This is a genomic window from Pseudomonas orientalis (genome assembly GCF_022807995.1).
In the GTDB taxonomy this organism is placed as follows: Bacteria; Pseudomonadota; Gammaproteobacteria; order Pseudomonadales; family Pseudomonadaceae; genus Aquipseudomonas; species Aquipseudomonas orientalis_B.
This window is the reverse complement of sequence record NZ_CP094351.1, coordinates 5,425,365-5,442,114: the sequence shown is the minus strand read 5'-3', so window position 1 is coordinate 5,442,114 and position 16,750 is coordinate 5,425,365. Positions and strand designations below refer to the sequence as shown.

The window sequence follows — 16,750 nt, the reverse complement described above, 5'->3', positions numbered from 1 at the left end:
ATCGAATTTTATTTACCGAAGCGCCGCTTGGCGCGTCGCTACCTTGAGATAGCCGTCTCCATGTTTGGTTCCAACGACGACAAGAAGACCCCAGCTGCGGCTGGCGAGAAAAAAGGCCTGTTCGGATGGCTGCGCAAAAAGCCGCAGGAAACCGTCGTCGAACAGCCGCAGGTTCAACCCGAACCTACCCCTGAACCTATAGTAGAAGCCGAGCCGGTTGCCGAAACACCGGCACCGGTGGTGTTGCCTATTGCGGAGCCGGTATTGCAGCCGGTAGTCGAGGCAGAACCTGCGCCTGAACCTGAACCCGAGCACAAACCGTGGCCGGAGCTGCCGGTAGCCGAAGAGCCGGTGGCACTGGTTGAGGATGTGCAGGCTGAACACGTGACGCCGCCCATTCCTGTGGCGCCACCGGTAGAGGTCGTTGTCGAGGCGCCCCCTGCCGTCGAAATTCCTGCCCAAGTGCCAGCTGTCGTTGCCGTGCCTGCGGTCATCGAAGAGCCTGCAGTACCCGCCGAAGCCAGCAAGGCCGGCTTCTTTACGCGCCTCAAGCAAGGCCTGAGCAAAACCAGCGCCAGTATCGGCGAAGGCATGGCCAGCCTGTTTCTCGGCAAAAAGACCATCGATGACGAGCTGCTGGAAGACATCGAAACTCGCCTGCTCACCGCAGACGTGGGTGTCGAAGCCACCGCCGTGATCATCCAGAGCCTGACCCAGAAAGTCGCGCGCAAGCAGTTGACCGACGCGGATGCGCTGTACAAGTCCCTGCAGGCTGAACTGGCCGCCATGCTTAAACCCGTTGAAGCACCGCTGGTAATCACCCCGAAGAAACCTTTCGTGATTCTGGTCGTGGGCGTCAACGGCGCCGGCAAGACCACCACCATCGGCAAGCTGGCCAAGAAGCTGCAGGGTGAGGGCAAGAAAGTCATGCTCGCCGCCGGCGACACCTTCCGTGCCGCTGCCGTTGAGCAACTGCAAGTGTGGGGCGAGCGCAACAAGATCCCGGTCATCGCCCAGCACACCGGTGCCGACTCCGCGTCAGTGATCTTCGATGCCGTGCAGGCCGCCAAGGCTCGCAACATCGATGTGTTGATCGCCGACACCGCCGGTCGCCTGCACACCAAAGACAACTTGATGGAAGAGCTGAAGAAGGTCCGCCGCGTGATCGGCAAGCTCGACGCCGATGCCCCCCATGAAGTGCTGCTGGTGCTGGATGCTGGTACTGGGCAGAACGCCATCAGCCAGGCCAAGCAATTCAACCAGACGGTGCAACTGACCGGCCTGGCCTTGACCAAGCTCGACGGCACGGCCAAGGGCGGTGTGATTTTCGCCCTTGCCAAACAGTTCGGGTTGCCGATTCGTTACATCGGCGTCGGTGAAGGCATCGACGACCTGCGCACCTTTGAAGCAGAACCCTTTGTACAGGCACTGTTTGCCGAGCGGGAGCGTTCATGATTCGATTCGAACAGGTCGGTAAACGCTACGCCAACGGGCATGTGGGCTTGCATGAGCTGAGCTTTCGAGTACGGCGGGGCGAGTTTTTGTTTGTCACCGGTCACTCCGGCGCCGGTAAGAGCACCTTGTTGCGCCTGCTGCTGGCCATGGAGCGTCCAACCACCGGCAAGCTGCTGCTGGCGGGCCAGGACCTGGCCACCATCAGTAATGCGCAGATCCCGTTCCTGCGCCGTCAGATCGGCGTGGTGTTTCAGAACCACCAGTTGCTGTTCGATCGCACGGTGTTCAACAACGTCGCCTTGCCCCTGCAGATTCTCGGGCTATCCAAGGCCGAGATCGTCAAGCGGGTGGATTCGGCCCTGGAACGCGTGGCGTTGTCGGACAAGACCGACCTCTACCCCGGCGACCTGTCCACCGGCCAGCAACAGCGCGTCGGTATCGCCCGCGCCATCGTCCACCGCCCGGCCTTGCTGCTGGCGGACGAACCCACCGGTAACCTCGACCCGCGCCTGGCGGCCGAGATCATGGGGGTGTTCGAAGACATCAACCGCCTGGGTACCAGCGTATTGATCGCCAGTCACGACCTGGCCCTGATCGCCCGCATGCGCCATCGCATGCTGACCCTGCAACGTGGTCGCCTGATCGGTGACGGGGAGGCCGGCGTATGAGTGCAACACGCAGTCCAAAAGTATCCGAACGCGTGGCGCCGAAACCGGCCGACCCGCAACCGAAAAAGAAAAAGCGCGACGATGATGACGGTCCGGACTTCGGCACCCTGCTGCGTGCCTGGATCGAAAGCCATCGCGCCAGCCTGCTCGATAGTCTGCGTCGGCTGGGCAAGCAGCCGATCGGCAGTTTTTTCACCTGTCTGGTGATGGCCGTGGCCCTGAGCCTGCCGATGGGCTTGTCGTTGCTGCTCAATAATGTGGAGCGTCTGGGCGGGTCCTGGCAGCGTGCGGCGCAGATTTCGCTGTACCTGAACCTGGATGCCAGTACCCAGCAGGGCGAAGCGCTGCGCGACGATATCAAGAACATGCCGGGCGTGGCGGAGGCCGAGTACATCAGCCGCGACCAGGCACTTGAGGAGTTCCAGCAACAGTCCGGCCTGGGCGAGGCGCTCAAGGAACTGCCGCAGAACCCGTTGCCGGGCGTGGTGCTGGTGACCCCCAATGAGGTGGACAAGCCGGCCCTGGAAGCCCTGCGACAAAAACTCGCAGAGATGCCCAAGGTGCAACAGGCGCAACTTGATCTAGTCTGGGTGGAGCGCCTGGCTGCAATCCTCAAGTTGGGCGACCGCTTCGTGTTCGGTTTGACCGTATTGTTGGTGTCTGCATTACTTTTGGTGATAGGTAATACCATTCGTCTTCATATTGAAAACCGCCGCACCGAGATAGAAGTGATTAAACTGGTCGGCGGCACGGACAGCTATGTGCGTCGTCCTTTTCTGTACATGGGCGCGCTTTATGGCTTGGGTGCCGGGGTTTTGTCCTGGGGTGTGCTGGCTTTTGGCCTGGACTGGCTGAACGATGCGGTTATCGGGCTGGCCGGCTTGTACGGCAGCGATTTTGCCCTGGCCGGCGTGCCGGTAGCTGACGGCCTGAGCCTCTTGCTTGGCGCGGTATTGTTGGGGTATATCGGTGCGTGGATTGCGGTCGCACGGCATTTACGTGAGCTGGCGCCGAAGTAGTTAATGTCAGGGTAATGTAGTTTCGTTTGTATTGATCGTGTCAGCAGTTTAGGGAACTTGTCCTACGGTTCCCCGGTCAATTTTCGCAGTGCTGAACTGCACGAGTTATGTGAGTCGGAGGTTTTTTCGTATGACCACTTCTTTGCAACCTGCTTATGCCTTGGTCCCGGGTGCGAACCTGGAAGCCTATGTGCACACGGTCAACAGCATTCCATTGCTGACGCCCGAGCAGGAGCGTGAACTGGCCGAGAGTCTCTACTATGAGCAGGATTTGGGGGCGGCTCGGCAGATGGTGCTCGCCCACCTGCGTTTTGTCGTACATATCGCACGTAGCTATAGCGGCTACGGCCTGGCCCAGGCTGACCTGATCCAGGAAGGCAACGTCGGCCTGATGAAGGCTGTAAAGCGTTTCAACCCGGAAATGGGCGTGCGCCTGGTGTCGTTCGCTGTGCACTGGATCAAGGCGGAAATCCACGAGTTCATCCTGCGCAACTGGCGCATCGTGAAAGTCGCAACCACCAAGGCCCAGCGCAAGCTGTTCTTCAACCTGCGCAGCCAGAAGAAACGCCTGGCGTGGCTGAATAACGAGGAAGTCCACCGCGTGGCCGAAAGCCTCGGCGTGGAGCCCCGTGAAGTGCGCGAGATGGAAAGTCGCCTGACCGGCCATGACATGGCCTTCGACCCGGCTGCGGAAGCAGACGACGACAGCGCCTTCCAATCGCCGGCCAACTACCTGGAAGACCACCGGTACGACCCGGCGCGTCAGCTGGAAGATGCAGACTGGAGCGACAACTCCAACCACAACCTGCACGAAGCGCTGGAAGTGCTGGACGACCGCAGCCGTGACATTCTCTACCAGCGCTGGCTGGCGGAAGAAAAAGCCACGCTGCACGACCTGGCGCAGAAGTACAACGTGTCGGCCGAGCGGATTCGTCAGCTTGAGAAAAGCGCGATGAACAAACTGAAGTTGTCGATCGCTGCCTAAAGCTACTGGCAGCACTGGGTAAAAAATGTGGGAGGGGGCTTGCCCCCGATTGCAGAGTGTCAGTCATTACATACAGTGACTGGTCCACCGCTATCGGGGGCAAGCCCCCTCCCACAGTTGTTTTGTATTGTGTCAGTTGGACCAGGGGGCCTTGCGGGAACTGCTCAGCTCAAGCAGGTAGCCATCGCCACCGAGTTGACTCATCTGCTGACGAATCCACGCCGCGCGCCGCGCTACATAGGCGGTCGGATGGCTGGCGCTCCAGACGCGCGGGTTCGGCAATACGGCCGCCAGATAGCTGGCTTGCTGACGCGACAGCCCCTTGGCACTCACCCCGAAATGATGCCGCGCCGCCGCCTCTGCGCCAAACACGCCCTCATCCCACTCCACGCTGTTGAGGTACACCTCAAGAATGCGCTGCTTGGGCCACAACACCTCGATCAACCCGGTAAACCACGCCTCCAGGCCCTTGCGCAGATAACTGCGGCCGGCCCACAGGAACAGGTTCTTCGACACCTGCTGGCTCAACGTACTGGCGCCGCGGATCGAACCGCCGCGTTCGTTGTGCTGGATCGCTGCCTGGATGGCGCCAAAATCAAAGCCCCAGTGCTGCGGGAAACGCTGGTCTTCACCGGCCATCACCGCCACTTTGAGGTCATCGGAAATCTCGTTCCACGGCACCCAGCTGCGCTGCAGGTCAATGGGCTCGCCGTCGATCCAGGATTCGACCTTGCGTTCCACCATCAGCGCCGTGAACGGCGGCGGTACGACGCGAAACAGCAGCACCAGCAGCACACTGCCGATGGCGAACCATTTCAGGACGTTGAGAAAGCGTTTGACGAGGACACGCAGCATAGAGATGGCTTGGCCGAACCCGTTGAGCGGGCCATTATACAGACCCTGCCCGATGAGTCTGACTGGAGTTCCTCATGCTGCGTAGCTTTCTGATGCTGGCTGCTTTTTTCGGCTTCACCGGTGTCGCCCTCGGCGCCTTCGCCGCCCACGGCCTGAAGAACCGCCTGAGCGCCGATTACCTGGCGATCTTCCACACAGGGGTGACGTATCAACTGGTGCACGCCCTGGCGTTGTTTGGCGTGGCCCTGCTGGCCGCGCATATTCCCGGCCGACTGGTCACCTGGGCGGGTGTTTCGTTTGTCGTCGGTATTCTGCTGTTCTCCGGCAGCCTGTATGTGTTGACGATGACCGGGATCAGCAAGCTGGGCATCATCACGCCATTTGGCGGCCTGGCGTTCCTGCTCGGCTGGTTCTTCCTGGGCTTGACGGCGTGGCGCCTGCAGCTTTGACCGCTTGACGCCTGGAGCTGACCTTCAGGCCCCAATCGCGTTAGAATGCCGGCCCCTAAAAACGATGGCGGCCCGTGGCATGCGCATTCAGTTGAACGGCGAACCCCTTGAACTGCCCGACGGTGAAACCGTTGCGGCCCTGCTGGCCCGCCTGGATCTGACCGGGCGTCGTGTCGCAGTGGAGCGCAACCTGGATATCGTCCCGCGCAGCCAGCACGAGGTCACCGCGCTCAGCGAGGGTGACCAGGTCGAAGTGGTCCACGCCATTGGCGGCGGCTAGTCGCCCCGGCTGTAACGCATTCTGCAGAACCTCACCCCATTACGAGGATTTCCCATGAGCATCGTTCGTAGCGACAAGCCCTTCGTCCTGGCCGGTCGTACCTACCAGTCCCGTCTGCTGGTCGGCACCGGCAAATACCGCGACATGGAAGAAACCCGTCTGGCCATCGAGGCCTCGGGTGCCGAGATCGTCACCTTCGCCGTACGCCGCACCAACCTCGGCCAGATCGAGGGCGAGCGGAACCTGCTCGAAGTGCTGTCGCCGGACCGCTACACCTTCTTGCCGAACACCGCCGGTTGCTACGACGCCATCGAAGCCGTGCGCACCTGCCGCCTGGCCCGTGAGCTGCTCGACGGCCATAACCTGGTGAAGCTGGAAGTGCTGGCCGACCAGAAAACCCTGTTCCCCAACGTGATCGAAACCCTCAAGGCCGCCGAAACCCTGGTCAAGGAAGGCTTTGACGTGATGGTCTACACCAGCGATGACCCGATCATTGCACGCCAACTGGCAGAAATCGGCTGCATCGCGGTGATGCCGCTGGCCGGTCTGATCGGCTCCGGCCTGGGTATCTGCAATCCGTACAACCTGCAGATCATCCTTGAAGAAGCCAAGATCCCGGTGCTGGTGGATGCGGGCGTGGGCACGGCCTCCGATGCCACCATCGCCATGGAACTGGGCTGCGACGCCGTGCTGATGAACTCCGCCATCGCCCATGCCCAGCAACCAATCATGATGGCCCAGGCCATGCAACATGCAATCGTCGCGGGCCGCCTGGCCTACCTCGCCGGGCGCATGCCGAAAAAACTCTATGCCAGCGCCTCTTCGCCGCTGGATGGTCTGATCAAGTAAGAGCTATTGATGACTGAATCAAACGAAACGCCGAACACCGAGCAAGCAGGCGACGAGTCCAAGCACCGCCGCATCAAAAGCTTCGTGATGCGCGCCGGCCGCATGACCGAAGGCCAGCAAAAGGGCCTGGAGCAGGGCACGCCGCTGTTCGTATTGCCGCTGGCCGACGCGCCGGTGGATTACGACCAGGTGTTCGGCCGTTCGGCCCCGCGCTCCCTGGAAATCGGCTTCGGCATGGGCCATTCCCTGCTGGAAATGGCTGCGGCCGCGCCGGAACAGGATTTCATCGGTGTGGAAGTGCACCGTCCAGGCGTCGGTGCGTTGCTGAACGGCGTGCTGACCCAGGGCCTGACCAATCTGCGCGTCTACGATTGCGACGCGATTGAAGTGCTCAACCGCTGCATTGCCGACAACAGCCTCGACCGTCTCATGCTGTTTTTCCCCGACCCCTGGCACAAGGCGCGTCACCACAAGCGCCGCATCGTCCAGGCTTCCTTCGCGGAACTGGTGCGCAGCAAGCTGAAAGTGGGCGGCATCCTGCACATGGCGACCGACTGGGAACCCTATGCCGACTACATGCTGGAAGTGATGAACGTCGCCCCCGGCTACCGCAACCTGGCCGAAGACGGCAAATGCGTACCGCGCCCGGCGGAGCGGCCGATCACCAAGTTCGAACGCCGTGGCGAGCGATTGGGGCATGGGGTGTGGGATTTGAAGTTCGAGAAGCTGGCTTAACTCGTCCCTGATTTGAAATGCAATCAAATGTGGGAGGGGGCTTGCCCCCGATAGCGGTGGACCAGTCAGTGTATGTAGTGACTGACACTCTGCTATCGGGGGCAAGCCCCCTCCCACATTGGTTTCTGTGTTGGGCTTGAGGTCAGCGGCGGTCTGCGACTACGCCAATCAACACCAGCACCACCACCAACACCGGCGCCAGGCTGTAGTTATTGAACTGGCTCAGCCCCCGCACAATCCACGGCGTGGCATAGATCAGCGCCGCACCGCTGCCGATCAGGCACAGCAGGGCCATCAAGGGGACGCGCAAGGCGCCGGCGATACTGCCCAGGCGGGCTTCGACCCAGCCCTTGATATCGGCGCCGAACAGCACCAGCAGACAGCCGACCAGGGCCAGGGAGATTTCCGACAGGTTGCTACGGCTCCAGCGGGATACGGTGGCGAGCAGGTCGAGTACCAGATCCATTCGATTTCCTTAAAGAGCGTCAGCTCAAAAACGTCTGCAACAGGTCATTGAGAAAGAGTTGCCCGCGGTCGGTCGCCGCCAGGCGTGACGGTTCGACCCGCATTAAGCCACTTTGTTCTGCCTCGCGACGGCCTTCGTCGAGGCTTGCCAGGTCAAGGCCGGTGCGCTCGGCGTAGAGCTTGGCTTCGACCCCTTCGGTGAGGCGCAGGGCGTTCATGAGGAATTCGAACGGCAGCTCTTCGTTGGTCAGCTCTTTGGCGCCGGCCTGGAAGCTTTTGGCCGGGTTGAGGTAGTCCTTCGGTGCGCGGGTTTTCCAGGTGCGTACGATGCGCCCGTCGGGGTGGCTGAGCTTGCCGTGAGCGCCGGCGCCGATGCCGATGAAGTCGCCAAAGCTCCAGTAATTGAGGTTATGCCGCGCCGGCCGTCCCGGTTGGGCGTAGGCCGACACTTCGTATTGTGCGTAACCGTGTTCGGCGAGCAGCGCCTGGCCGGCTTCCTGGATATCCCACAGCGTATCGTCTTCAGGCAGCGCGGGCGGCTGGTTCCAGAACACAGTATTGGGTTCCAGGGTCAGCTGGTACCAGGACAGGTGCGTGGGCTTGAGCGCAATGGCCTGACGCAGGTCACTCAACGCATCGTCCAGGGACTGGTTGGGCAAACCATGCATCAAGTCCAGGTTGAAGTTATCGAACCCGGCCTGGCGTGCCATATCCGCTGCACGTACGGCTTCGTCGCCATTATGAATGCGACCCAGCGCCTCGAGTTTTTCCTGCTGGAAGCTCTGGATGCCGATGGACAGGCGATTGATCCCCAGCTTGCGATAAGCGACGAACTTGTCTTGCTCGAAGGTGCCCGGATTGGCTTCCAGGGTGATTTCGATATCGCCGGCAAACGGGATGCGTGCTTCCACACCCTCAAGCAGGCGGCCCAATGCAACGGCGCTGAACAGGCTCGGCGTACCGCCCCCAAAGAAGATCGAACTCAACTCGCGCCCGTAGACCGCGTGCAGGTCCTGATCGAGATCGGCCAGCAACGCGTCCACATACTCTTCTTCCGGCAGCACCGGGCTTGCGGTGTGGGAGTTGAAGTCGCAATACGGGCATTTGCGTACGCACCACGGGATGTGGATGTACAACGCCAGGGGCGGCAGCACAGGCAAGGTCGCCCGAGGTGTTTGCGCGCCGCCGTGGATCAGCGGCAGCGCCGGGGTGTCGTGGGTCATTTCAGGCCCAGGCGCTGGCGCAGCAACGCCATGGCGCGGGCGCGGTGGCTGATCTGGTTCTTGTCGGCCGGGCTCAGTTCGGCGCTGGAGACACTGCGCTCCGGCACCCAGAACAGTGGGTCATAGCCAAAGCCATGCTCGCCGCTGGCCGCATGCAGGATGCGGCCGTGCCACAAGCCTTCGCACAGGATCGGCAGTGGGTCGTCAGCGTGTCGCACCAAGGCCAGCACGCAGACGAACTGCGCGCCACGTTCTGCATCGGGCACGTCCTTGAGGGCGTCGAGCAGCTTGGCATTGTTGGCGGCGTCACCCTTGCCGTCGGCATAGCGTGCCGAATAAATGCCCGGCGCGCCGCCAAGGAAATCCACCGCCAGGCCCGAATCATCCGCCAAAGCCGGCAGGCCGGAGATACGTGCGGCGTTGCGCGCCTTGAGGATGGCGTTCTCGACGAACGACAAACCGGTTTCTTCCGGCTCTACCTGGCTGAACTCGCCAATGGAGCGCAGTTGCACGGATTCACCGAGCATGGCCTGCAGTTCCTTGAGTTTGCCGGCGTTGTGGCTGGCCAGTACGAGTTGGGTAAGGTTCATCATTCGGCCGGGAACAGTTCTTGGTTGAATTGGAAGCCGTGGGCCTTGCCACCGGTTTCAACGTTGATGGTAAACGTCTTGTATTCCCGCTGCGTCACCGAGTAGGGCGCGAGGTAGCTGATCCCGCCTTTCTCTTCGATTTGCTTGAAGGTCAGGATCTCGCTCTTGCCGCCCAGGTCCTTGATGGTACCGGTTACCTGGGCGGCGACCGGTGTGACGCCCTTGATCACGGTCACGTTGATCAAGCCCTTCTCCTTGCTGCGCACGATGCCGACGTTCTGTGCGGTTTCCGGTGGCAGGAAGCTGGAGGTGAAGGTGTTGTAGTGAACGGTGATGTCACCGAAGTCTTTCTTGCGATTAGCGTCGATAGTGTCCGCAGCCATGGCGCTGGCGCCCAGGCACGCGGTCAGTAGAAAAATAGCCAAGCGACTCATGAACGTCCCTCTTGAAATGATTAGACGGCAACTTTGTGGTCGGTCAGGCCAGGACTGCTGACCCGGTAGATACCGATTTCGCCCAACAGGTTGGGCCACAGCTTACTCGCCCACCCGTGACGATGCTGCTGATCGACGGCAAGGCGGTTGATCACCTTGGCTTCACGCTCGCCACACAGGGCTTCGAAGTCTTCGAAGGTGCAGAAGTGGATGTTCGGCGTGTTGTACCAGGTGTACGGCAGGAAGTCCGACACTGGCATGCGGCCCTTGGTGGCCAGGTACCAGCGGCAGCGCCAGTGACCGAAGTTGGGGAAGGTGATGATGCATTGGCGGCCGACCCGCAGCATTTCATCGAGGATGCGGTCCGGGTAGTGCACCGCTTGCAGGGCCTGGGTCATCACCACGATGTCGAAGCTGTCGCTGGCAAAGTTGCCCAGGCCCTTGTCCAGGTCCTGCTCGATCACGTTGATGCCCTTGGCCACGCACTGGGCGATGTTGTCCGCATCGTTTTCCAGGCCGTAGCCGGTGACTTGCTTGTTGTCGCGCAACCAGCTCAGCAGTTCGCCATCACCGCAACCCAGGTCGAGCACGCGGCTGCCGGCGGGGATCCAGTCTTGGATGATTTCCAGGTCGGCTCTCATGGCGTTCTCCCAAAGCGTAAGCAATTCATATAAGCGCTATTCGGTTCATGTAATTGCTGAACGCCTGCAGATAACGGGGGATCGGAATCAGGAAGGCGTCGTGGCCTTGCGGTGCATCGATCTCCAGGTAACAGACATCTTTGCGTGCAGCCATCAGGGCGTCCACCAGTTCGCGCGAGCGCGCCGGCGAGAAGCGCCAGTCGGTGGTGAACGACATCACGCAAAACTTGGCCGTGGCGTGCTCGAAGGTTTTCGCCAGGTCGTCATCATGGTTCGCAGCCGGGTCGAAGTAGTCCAGCGCTTTGGTCATCAGCAGGTAGGTGTTGGCGTCGAAACGTCCGGAAAACTCCTCGCCCTGATAACGCAGGTAGCTTTCCACCTGGAACTCGACGCTGTGGAAGTCGTAGTTGAGCTTTTCGCTCTTGAGGCCACGGCCGAATTTTTCGCCCATGGAGTCATCGGACAGGTAGGTGATGTGCCCGACCATCCGCGCCAGCATCAGGCCGCGCTTGGGGATCACGCCGGCTTCCTGGAACGAACCACCGTGGAACTCGGGGTCGGTGAGGATGGCCTGGCGCGCCACTTCGTTGAAGGCGATATTCTGCGCCGACAACTTGGGGGCCGAGGCGATCGCGAGGCAGTGGCGCACGCGATCCGGGTAGGTGATGGTCCATTGCAGCGCTTGCATGCCGCCCAGGCTGCCACCGATCACGGCCGCCCATTGGGCGATGCCCAGCAGGTCGGCGAGGCGCGCCTGGCTGTGCACCCAGTCTTCCACGGTGAGCACCGGGAAGTCGGCCCCGAAGGGCTTGCCGGTTTCCGGGTTGAGGCTGCTGGGACCGGTGGACCCGTTGCAGCCGCCGAGGTTGTTCAGGCTGACCACGAAGAACTTGTTGGTGTCGATGGGCTTGCCAGGGCCGATGCAGCTGTCCCACCAGCCGGGCTTGCGCTCGTCGACGCTGTGGAAGCCTGCGGCGTGATGATGGCCGGACAAGGCGTGGCAGATCAGCACGGCGTTGCTCGCCGTGGCGTTCAACTGGCCGTAGGTTTCGTAGATCAGGTCATAGGCTGCCAGCGAACGTCCGCAGGCCAGGGCCAGCGGTTCGCTGAAGTGCGCCACTTGGGGCACGACCAGTCCAACGGAATCGGGGGGGAAGGCAGTTGGCATCGACCCTGCTCTCGTTTAAATGAGGCGTAAGTCTAAAGAGCGGGGCCCCCAGCGGCAAGCAATGGTCTGCACGTATTCAATTCAATACACAGATACAAAATGTGGGAGGGGGCTTGCCCCCGATTGCGGTGGATCAGTCAGCTTATCTGTAGCTGACCCACTGCTATCGGGGGCAAGCCTCCTCCCACATTTTTTACCGTATTTCAGATTAAACCGAACAGTTCCTTAGGCATGAACGCATAGAACGCCAGACGCGGAATCACCCAGCTCTGAATCAGCTGGATCGCGATAAACGCGAAGATCGGCGAAATATCCAGCCCGCCCAGGTTCGGGATCAGGCGACGGAATGGCGCCAACACGGGCTCGGTGATCTGATACACCAGCTCCGCACCCGGACTGCGGCTGCCCGGTGCGACCCACGAGAGGATCACGCTGATGATCATCGACCAGAAGATGATCTTCAAAAACAGCGAGAAAATGCCGATCAGCGCCCATGGCAACAGCAGCACCGTGAAGGCCTGGTAGCCGTTGAGCATCAGGATCACCACAAACAGCAGGATCTGCAGCAGCAGCGCCAGTACCAGCGACGACATGTCGAGCCCGAACAGGCTCGGGATCACGCGGCGCAGCGGCTTGAGCAGCGGTTGGGTGGCCTTGACCACGAACTGGCACAGCGGGTTGTAGAAGTTTGCCCGCACCAGTTGCAGGATAAAGCGCATCAGCACGATCAGCAGGTACAGGCTGCCCAGGGTCTGGATGATGAAGACGGCAGCGTCATTGATTCCGAGCATGTTTGATTACCTTGGTAAGGGACGACTATTTGCCCAGTTGTTCGGCCATCTCGGCTGAACGATGTGCCGCGGCACCCAGTGCTTTTTCCACCAGGGCTTCAAAGCCCCCGGCCTGGAACGATTCGATCGCGGCTTGCGTGGTGCCGCCCGGGGACGTTACGCGACGGCGCAGCTCGGCCGCGTCCACCTCGCTGGACACCGCCATCTTCGCAGCACCCAGGGCGGTCTGCTCGGCCAGTTGCTCGGCAACGTCAGCGGGCAGGCCCAGTTTCACGCCGGCGGCGGTCATGGCTTCGATCAGCAGGAAGAAGTACGCCGGGCCGCTGCCGGAAACGGCGGTGACCGCGTCCAGTTGCTGCTCCTGCTCCAGCCACAGGGCGATGCCCACGGCCGATAGTAGCTCCTGGGCCTGATCACGCTGCGCGGCGCTGACTTCGGCGGTGGCGTACAAGCCGCTCACGCCCTGGCGCAACAACGACGGGGTATTCGGCATGCAGCGTACGATTGGCTGAGAGCCGAGCCAGTTGTTCATGCTGGCGCAGGTGATGCCGGCAGCGATGGACACCACCAGTTGATGGGCCTGCAGGCTCGGGCGCAGGCTTTCGCACACGGCTTTCATGGCCTGGGGCTTGACCGCCAGCAGGATTACGTCGACGCCTTCAATGGCCTCGGCGTTGTCGGCAAAGGTTTCAATGCCGTGTTCGGCGCTGACCCGGGCGCGGGTCTCGGCGCCAGGGTCGCTGGCGCGAATCTGCGCAGCGTCCAGGCCCTTGGCCCGCAGGCCGCCGATCAGGCTGGCTGCCATGTTACCGGCGCCGATAAAGGCAATACGCATGTCTTTCATGACAGGTCCTTAGCTAAATGAACGTCAGCCATTTCACGGCTGGTCGTAGTCACGGGCGCCAAACAGCGCGGTACCGATCCGCACCCAGGTGGCGCCTTGAGCGATGGCCGACTCGAGGTCGTGGCTCATGCCCATGGAAAGTGTGTCGAGCGGCAGGGCCAGGCTGGCTTGCAGCTCGCGTACCGTGGCAAACGCCGCATCTTGCGCAGCACGATCTTCAGTCGGTTCGGGGATCGCCATCAAGCCCCGCAGCTTCAGGCGCGGCAGGGCGCTGATGGCGTTGGCCAGGGCCGGCAGGTCGGCGGGCGTACAGCCGGACTTGCTGGCTTCGCCACTGACGTTGACCTGGATGCAGATATTCAGCGCAGGCAGGTCGGCAGGGCGTTGTTCGGACAGGCGTTGTGCGATTTTCAGGCGGTCCACGGAATGCACCCAGGCGAAATTCTCGGCGATCGCGCGAGTCTTGTTCGATTGAATGGGGCCGATGAAGTGCCAACTCAAGGGCAGGTCGGATAATTGCGCCTGTTTGCCCAAGGCTTCCTGCAGGTAGTTTTCGCCAAAATCATGCATCCCGGCCGCGTAGGCTTCGCGTACGGCTTGCGCCGGTTTGGTCTTGCTCACGGCCAGCAGGTGGATGCCGCTTGCGTCACGCTGCACGGCGTCGGCGGCGGCGCGGATGCGCTGGCTAACCAGGCCGATGTTGTCTGCTATCGTCGACATTCAAGTTGCGCCCGTGGATATGGAGTCCGCGGCATTCTACTGGAAATGGAAAGCCCTATGGATATCACTGAATTACTCACCGCCAGCGTACGCCGTGGCGCTTCCGACCTGCATCTGTCGGCGGGCCTGGCGCCGATGTTGCGCATCGACGGCGAGGTCTGGCCGCTGGATTGCCCGGTGCTGGGCGGGTCGCAGGTAGGGGATTTATTGAGCCCTTTGCTCAACCAGCACCAACAAAAGGATTTCGAAACATCTCTTGAAACAGACTTTGCCTTCGAACTGCCCGGCGTGGCGCGCTTTCGCGTAAATGTGTTCCGGCAGGAGCGGGGCGTGGGCGCGGTGTTTCGCACCATCCCCAGCGACATCCAGAGCCTGGAAAACCTCGGCCTGGGCGAGGTGTTCCAGCGTATCGCGCAGCTGCCGCGCGGCCTGGTGCTGGTGACCGGGCCCACCGGCTCGGGCAAGTCCACCACCCTGGCTGCGATGATTGATTATCTGAACCGGCATCGACGCCAGCACATCCTCACGCTGGAAGACCCCATCGAATTTATCCACAGGCCGAAAATGGCGCTGATCAACCAGCGCCAGGTGCATCGCGATACCCACAGCTTCTCGGCGGCGCTGCGCTCGGCGTTGCGCGAAGACCCGGATGTGATTCTGGTGGGCGAACTACGTGACCTGGAAACCATCCGCCTGGCGCTGACGGCCGCTGAGACCGGGCACCTGGTATTCGGCACTCTGCACACCACCTCGGCGGCAAAGACGGTAGACCGACTGGTGGACGTGTTCCCGGCCGGGGAAAAGGCCATGGTCCGCTCGATGCTGTCGGAGTCGCTGCAGGCGGTGGTCTCCCAGGTGCTGGTCAGGAAAATCGGCGGCGGACGGGTCGCGGCTCACGAAATCATGCTGGGCACGCCCGCTATTCGTAACCTGATCCGCGAAGACAAAGTGGCGCAGATGGTCTCGGCGATGCAGACCGGCGGGGCGTTGGGGATGAAAACGCTGGATATGAGCTTGAAGGCGCTGGTGAACGAGGGGGTGATCAGCGCAGAGGAGGCGCGGGAGAAGGCCAGGGTGCCGGCAGACCTATGAGATTCAGCAAACAATGAAATCCAATGTGGGAGGGGGCTTGCCCCCGATTGCAGTGGGTCAGCCACAAGTAACTGACTGATCCACCGCCATCGGGGGCAAGCCCCCTCCCACATGGGTTACTGCATTTTCAGCCTGGAATCAGCGCTGCACGATCCGCAGGTTGTTGTTCTGCTCTTTAGGCAGTACCCGCTTGGCGATCACGTAGTTCTTGTCCCAGAACGGCTTTTTCAGTGTATCGATGCTCACCGACTTGCCACGACGCGGTGCGTGGATAAAGCGGTCGTTGCCCAGGTAGATGGCAACGTGGTTGACCTGACGGCTCTTGAGCTTGAAGAACAGCAAATCGCCGGGTTTCAGGTCTTTGCGATCAACTTTCAACCCGTGGCCGGCTGCCATGGCGTTGGACGTACGCGGCAGATCCACCGCCTTGACGTCGTTGAACGCATATTTCACCAGGCCGCTGCAGTCGAACCCTTTACTTGGGCTGCTGCCGCCCCAACGATAAGGTGTACCGAGCACGTTTACGGCACGGCTCAAAACGTTGCTGCTCTGTTTGGTATTCACGGCCAACTGCGTGGAAAGCGTTTTGCCGTGTGCCTTGCTCAGTTGAGTCGGGCGGCTGACGGTGGGCTTTGCCGATTTTGCGGTGCTGGGCGTGCTATGAACTTTAGGGGTAAAACCGTTAACGTTTGGAAGACGTTGCTCACGATTGGTGGCGTGGGCGGCCAGTGGCATTAATAGGCAAATGGTTAGCCATGTCTTGATAAATGGTCGCATTAGGCGTGGCTCATATGGGTTTGCGCGCAACTTTATAACAGCTTTTTGTGCTGTTCTCAGGCCGTTTGTCGACTGAACCTTGGGGTCAAATTCGGAAAAAACGCGACGATTCGCCGCAATTGTCCGACACAAGTCAGGTGGCATAAGGGTTTGAGGGCAGAACGATACCACTTACCGTGCGTCGGGTGCCCGTAAAAAAGTCACAAAAAAAATGAACAAATTTATCTATCAAGTGAAAAGAGGTCTTTCATGAACGGCTATCAACAGGTTGCTACGCAACAAGACACCCACAGCAAGGTGATCGGTTACCTGCTGTGGATTTTCGGTTTTACCGGAGCCCATCGCTTTTATTACGGTAAGCCGGTCACCGGGACAATCTGGTTTTTCACCTTCGGCCTGCTGGGTATTGGCTGGCTGATCGACTTGTTCCTGATCCCGGCCATGGACCGTGAAGCCGACCTGCGTTTTACCGCCGGGCCCATCGAATACAACGTGGCCTGGATTCTGTTGGCGTTCCTGGGTGTGTTCGGCGTGCACCGGATGTACCAGGGCAAATGGATCACCGGCCTGATCTACCTGCTGACCGGTGGTTTGTTCCTGATTGGGGTGCTGTATGACTTCTGGACATTGAACAGCCAGATTTCTATCCGCAACGCCGAGCGTAATGGCGGCCGCTGAATCTCCCCTATCCAATATAGAACCAAATGTGG

Annotated in this window: 21 protein-coding genes; 10 read left to right on the top strand and 11 right to left on the bottom strand. The window is 60.8% G+C overall.

Annotated elements, in window-relative coordinates; translation table 11 throughout:
- Nucleotides 1–60 precede the first annotated feature (60 nt).
- The 4 genes from ftsY to rpoH all read left to right on the top strand — a co-directional run bounded on the left by ftsY (nt 61) and on the right by rpoH (nt 4,127).
- Nucleotides 61–1,455, top strand: coding sequence for a signal recognition particle-docking protein FtsY (ftsY, locus tag MRY17_RS24470; RefSeq protein WP_243352996.1), 1,395 nt, complete (start codon nt 61–63; stop codon nt 1,453–1,455).
- Nucleotides 1,452–2,123, top strand: a complete 672-nt coding sequence (gene ftsE, locus MRY17_RS24465; protein WP_003234627.1) for a cell division ATP-binding protein FtsE — start codon at nt 1,452–1,454, stop codon at nt 2,121–2,123. Before ftsY ends, ftsE begins: the two co-directional genes overlap by 4 nt.
- On the top strand, nt 2,120–3,142 hold the full coding sequence (gene ftsX, locus MRY17_RS24460; RefSeq protein WP_181282514.1) for a permease-like cell division protein FtsX: 1,023 nt from the start codon (nt 2,120–2,122) through the stop codon (nt 3,140–3,142). The genes ftsE and ftsX overlap by 4 nt, the downstream gene beginning before the upstream one ends.
- Before the next feature lie 130 nt (nt 3,143–3,272).
- Nucleotides 3,273–4,127, top strand: a complete 855-nt coding sequence (gene rpoH / locus MRY17_RS24455) for an RNA polymerase sigma factor RpoH (RefSeq protein ID WP_003176698.1) — start codon at nt 3,273–3,275, stop codon at nt 4,125–4,127.
- A 132-nt stretch (nt 4,128–4,259) separates the two neighbouring features.
- Here rpoH and mtgA read toward each other — a convergent pair whose 3' ends face one another.
- A complete protein-coding gene (gene mtgA, locus MRY17_RS24450) occupies nt 4,260–4,982 on the bottom strand; it encodes a monofunctional biosynthetic peptidoglycan transglycosylase (protein WP_243352995.1) in 723 nt (240 codons plus the stop codon).
- Between the two features lie 74 nt (nt 4,983–5,056).
- On the opposite strand from mtgA, the gene MRY17_RS24445 reads away from it, so the two are divergent.
- The 4 genes from MRY17_RS24445 to trmB all read left to right on the top strand — a co-directional run bounded on the left by MRY17_RS24445 (nt 5,057) and on the right by trmB (nt 7,295).
- Complete coding sequence (locus tag MRY17_RS24445; protein ID WP_057723506.1) at nt 5,057–5,431, top strand: DUF423 domain-containing protein; 375 nt, start codon at nt 5,057–5,059, stop codon at nt 5,429–5,431.
- Between the two features lie 79 nt (nt 5,432–5,510).
- Complete coding sequence (thiS, locus tag MRY17_RS24440; RefSeq protein ID WP_191953092.1) at nt 5,511–5,711, top strand: sulfur carrier protein ThiS; 201 nt, start codon at nt 5,511–5,513, stop codon at nt 5,709–5,711.
- A 54-nt stretch (nt 5,712–5,765) separates the two neighbouring features.
- On the top strand, nt 5,766–6,560 hold the full coding sequence (locus MRY17_RS24435) for a thiazole synthase (protein ID WP_191953091.1): 795 nt from the start codon (nt 5,766–5,768) through the stop codon (nt 6,558–6,560).
- Nucleotides 6,561–6,569: 9 nt separating this feature from the next.
- A complete protein-coding gene (gene trmB, locus MRY17_RS24430; RefSeq protein WP_191953090.1) occupies nt 6,570–7,295 on the top strand; it encodes a tRNA (guanosine(46)-N7)-methyltransferase TrmB in 726 nt (241 codons plus the stop codon).
- Nucleotides 7,296–7,437: 142 nt separating this feature from the next.
- Here the strand turns inward: trmB and MRY17_RS24425 are convergent, their stop codons facing one another.
- The 9 genes from MRY17_RS24425 to MRY17_RS24385 all read right to left on the bottom strand — a co-directional run bounded on the left by MRY17_RS24425 (nt 7,438) and on the right by MRY17_RS24385 (nt 14,171).
- Nucleotides 7,438–7,761: a DUF3392 domain-containing protein gene (locus tag MRY17_RS24425; protein ID WP_034133991.1), complete on the bottom strand. Its 324-nt coding sequence runs from the start codon at nt 7,759–7,761 to the stop codon at nt 7,438–7,440.
- A gap of 19 nt (nt 7,762–7,780) precedes the next feature.
- On the bottom strand, nt 7,781–8,983 hold the full coding sequence (gene hemW, locus MRY17_RS24420; RefSeq protein ID WP_191953089.1) for a radical SAM family heme chaperone HemW: 1,203 nt from the start codon (nt 8,981–8,983) through the stop codon (nt 7,781–7,783).
- Nucleotides 8,980–9,576 (bottom strand): RdgB/HAM1 family non-canonical purine NTP pyrophosphatase, encoded by a 597-nt coding sequence (rdgB, locus tag MRY17_RS24415; protein WP_181282508.1) that lies wholly within the window; start codon nt 9,574–9,576, stop codon nt 8,980–8,982. Before rdgB ends, hemW begins: the two co-directional genes overlap by 4 nt.
- Nucleotides 9,573–10,007 (bottom strand): DUF4426 domain-containing protein, encoded by a 435-nt coding sequence (locus MRY17_RS24410; protein ID WP_181282507.1) that lies wholly within the window; start codon nt 10,005–10,007, stop codon nt 9,573–9,575. The genes rdgB and MRY17_RS24410 overlap by 4 nt, the downstream gene beginning before the upstream one ends.
- Before the next feature lie 20 nt (nt 10,008–10,027).
- Nucleotides 10,028–10,648, bottom strand: coding sequence for a methionine biosynthesis protein MetW (gene metW, locus MRY17_RS24405; RefSeq protein ID WP_181282506.1), 621 nt, complete (start codon nt 10,646–10,648; stop codon nt 10,028–10,030).
- A 25-nt stretch (nt 10,649–10,673) separates the two neighbouring features.
- Nucleotides 10,674–11,816: a homoserine O-succinyltransferase MetX gene (metX, locus tag MRY17_RS24400; protein WP_181282505.1), complete on the bottom strand. Its 1,143-nt coding sequence runs from the start codon at nt 11,814–11,816 to the stop codon at nt 10,674–10,676.
- Between the two features lie 203 nt (nt 11,817–12,019).
- Entirely contained in the window at nt 12,020–12,607 is a 588-nt protein-coding gene (locus tag MRY17_RS24395) for a YggT family protein (RefSeq protein ID WP_057723513.1), read from the bottom strand.
- 25 nt (nt 12,608–12,632) lie between these two features.
- On the bottom strand, nt 12,633–13,451 hold the full coding sequence (proC, locus tag MRY17_RS24390; protein ID WP_191956240.1) for a pyrroline-5-carboxylate reductase: 819 nt from the start codon (nt 13,449–13,451) through the stop codon (nt 12,633–12,635).
- Nucleotides 13,452–13,484: 33 nt separating this feature from the next.
- Nucleotides 13,485–14,171 carry a YggS family pyridoxal phosphate-dependent enzyme gene (locus MRY17_RS24385; protein WP_181282503.1) on the bottom strand — a complete coding sequence of 229 codons (687 nt, stop codon included), beginning with the start codon at nt 14,169–14,171 and terminating at the stop codon, nt 13,485–13,487.
- Between the two features lie 57 nt (nt 14,172–14,228).
- Between MRY17_RS24385 and MRY17_RS24380 the strand changes: the two genes are divergently transcribed.
- Nucleotides 14,229–15,263, top strand: coding sequence for a type IV pilus twitching motility protein PilT (locus MRY17_RS24380; protein ID WP_191956241.1), 1,035 nt, complete (start codon nt 14,229–14,231; stop codon nt 15,261–15,263).
- A 138-nt stretch (nt 15,264–15,401) separates the two neighbouring features.
- On the opposite strand, the gene MRY17_RS24375 is transcribed toward MRY17_RS24380, so the two are convergent.
- Entirely contained in the window at nt 15,402–16,040 is a 639-nt protein-coding gene (locus tag MRY17_RS24375; RefSeq protein WP_057723517.1) for a C40 family peptidase, read from the bottom strand.
- A 249-nt stretch (nt 16,041–16,289) separates the two neighbouring features.
- On the opposite strand from MRY17_RS24375, the gene MRY17_RS24370 reads away from it, so the two are divergent.
- The gene (locus MRY17_RS24370; RefSeq protein WP_181282500.1) at nt 16,290–16,718 is read left to right on the top strand and encodes an NINE protein; all 429 of its coding nucleotides are present in this window, start codon (nt 16,290–16,292) and stop codon (nt 16,716–16,718) included.
- Nucleotides 16,719–16,750: the final 32 nt, after the last annotated feature.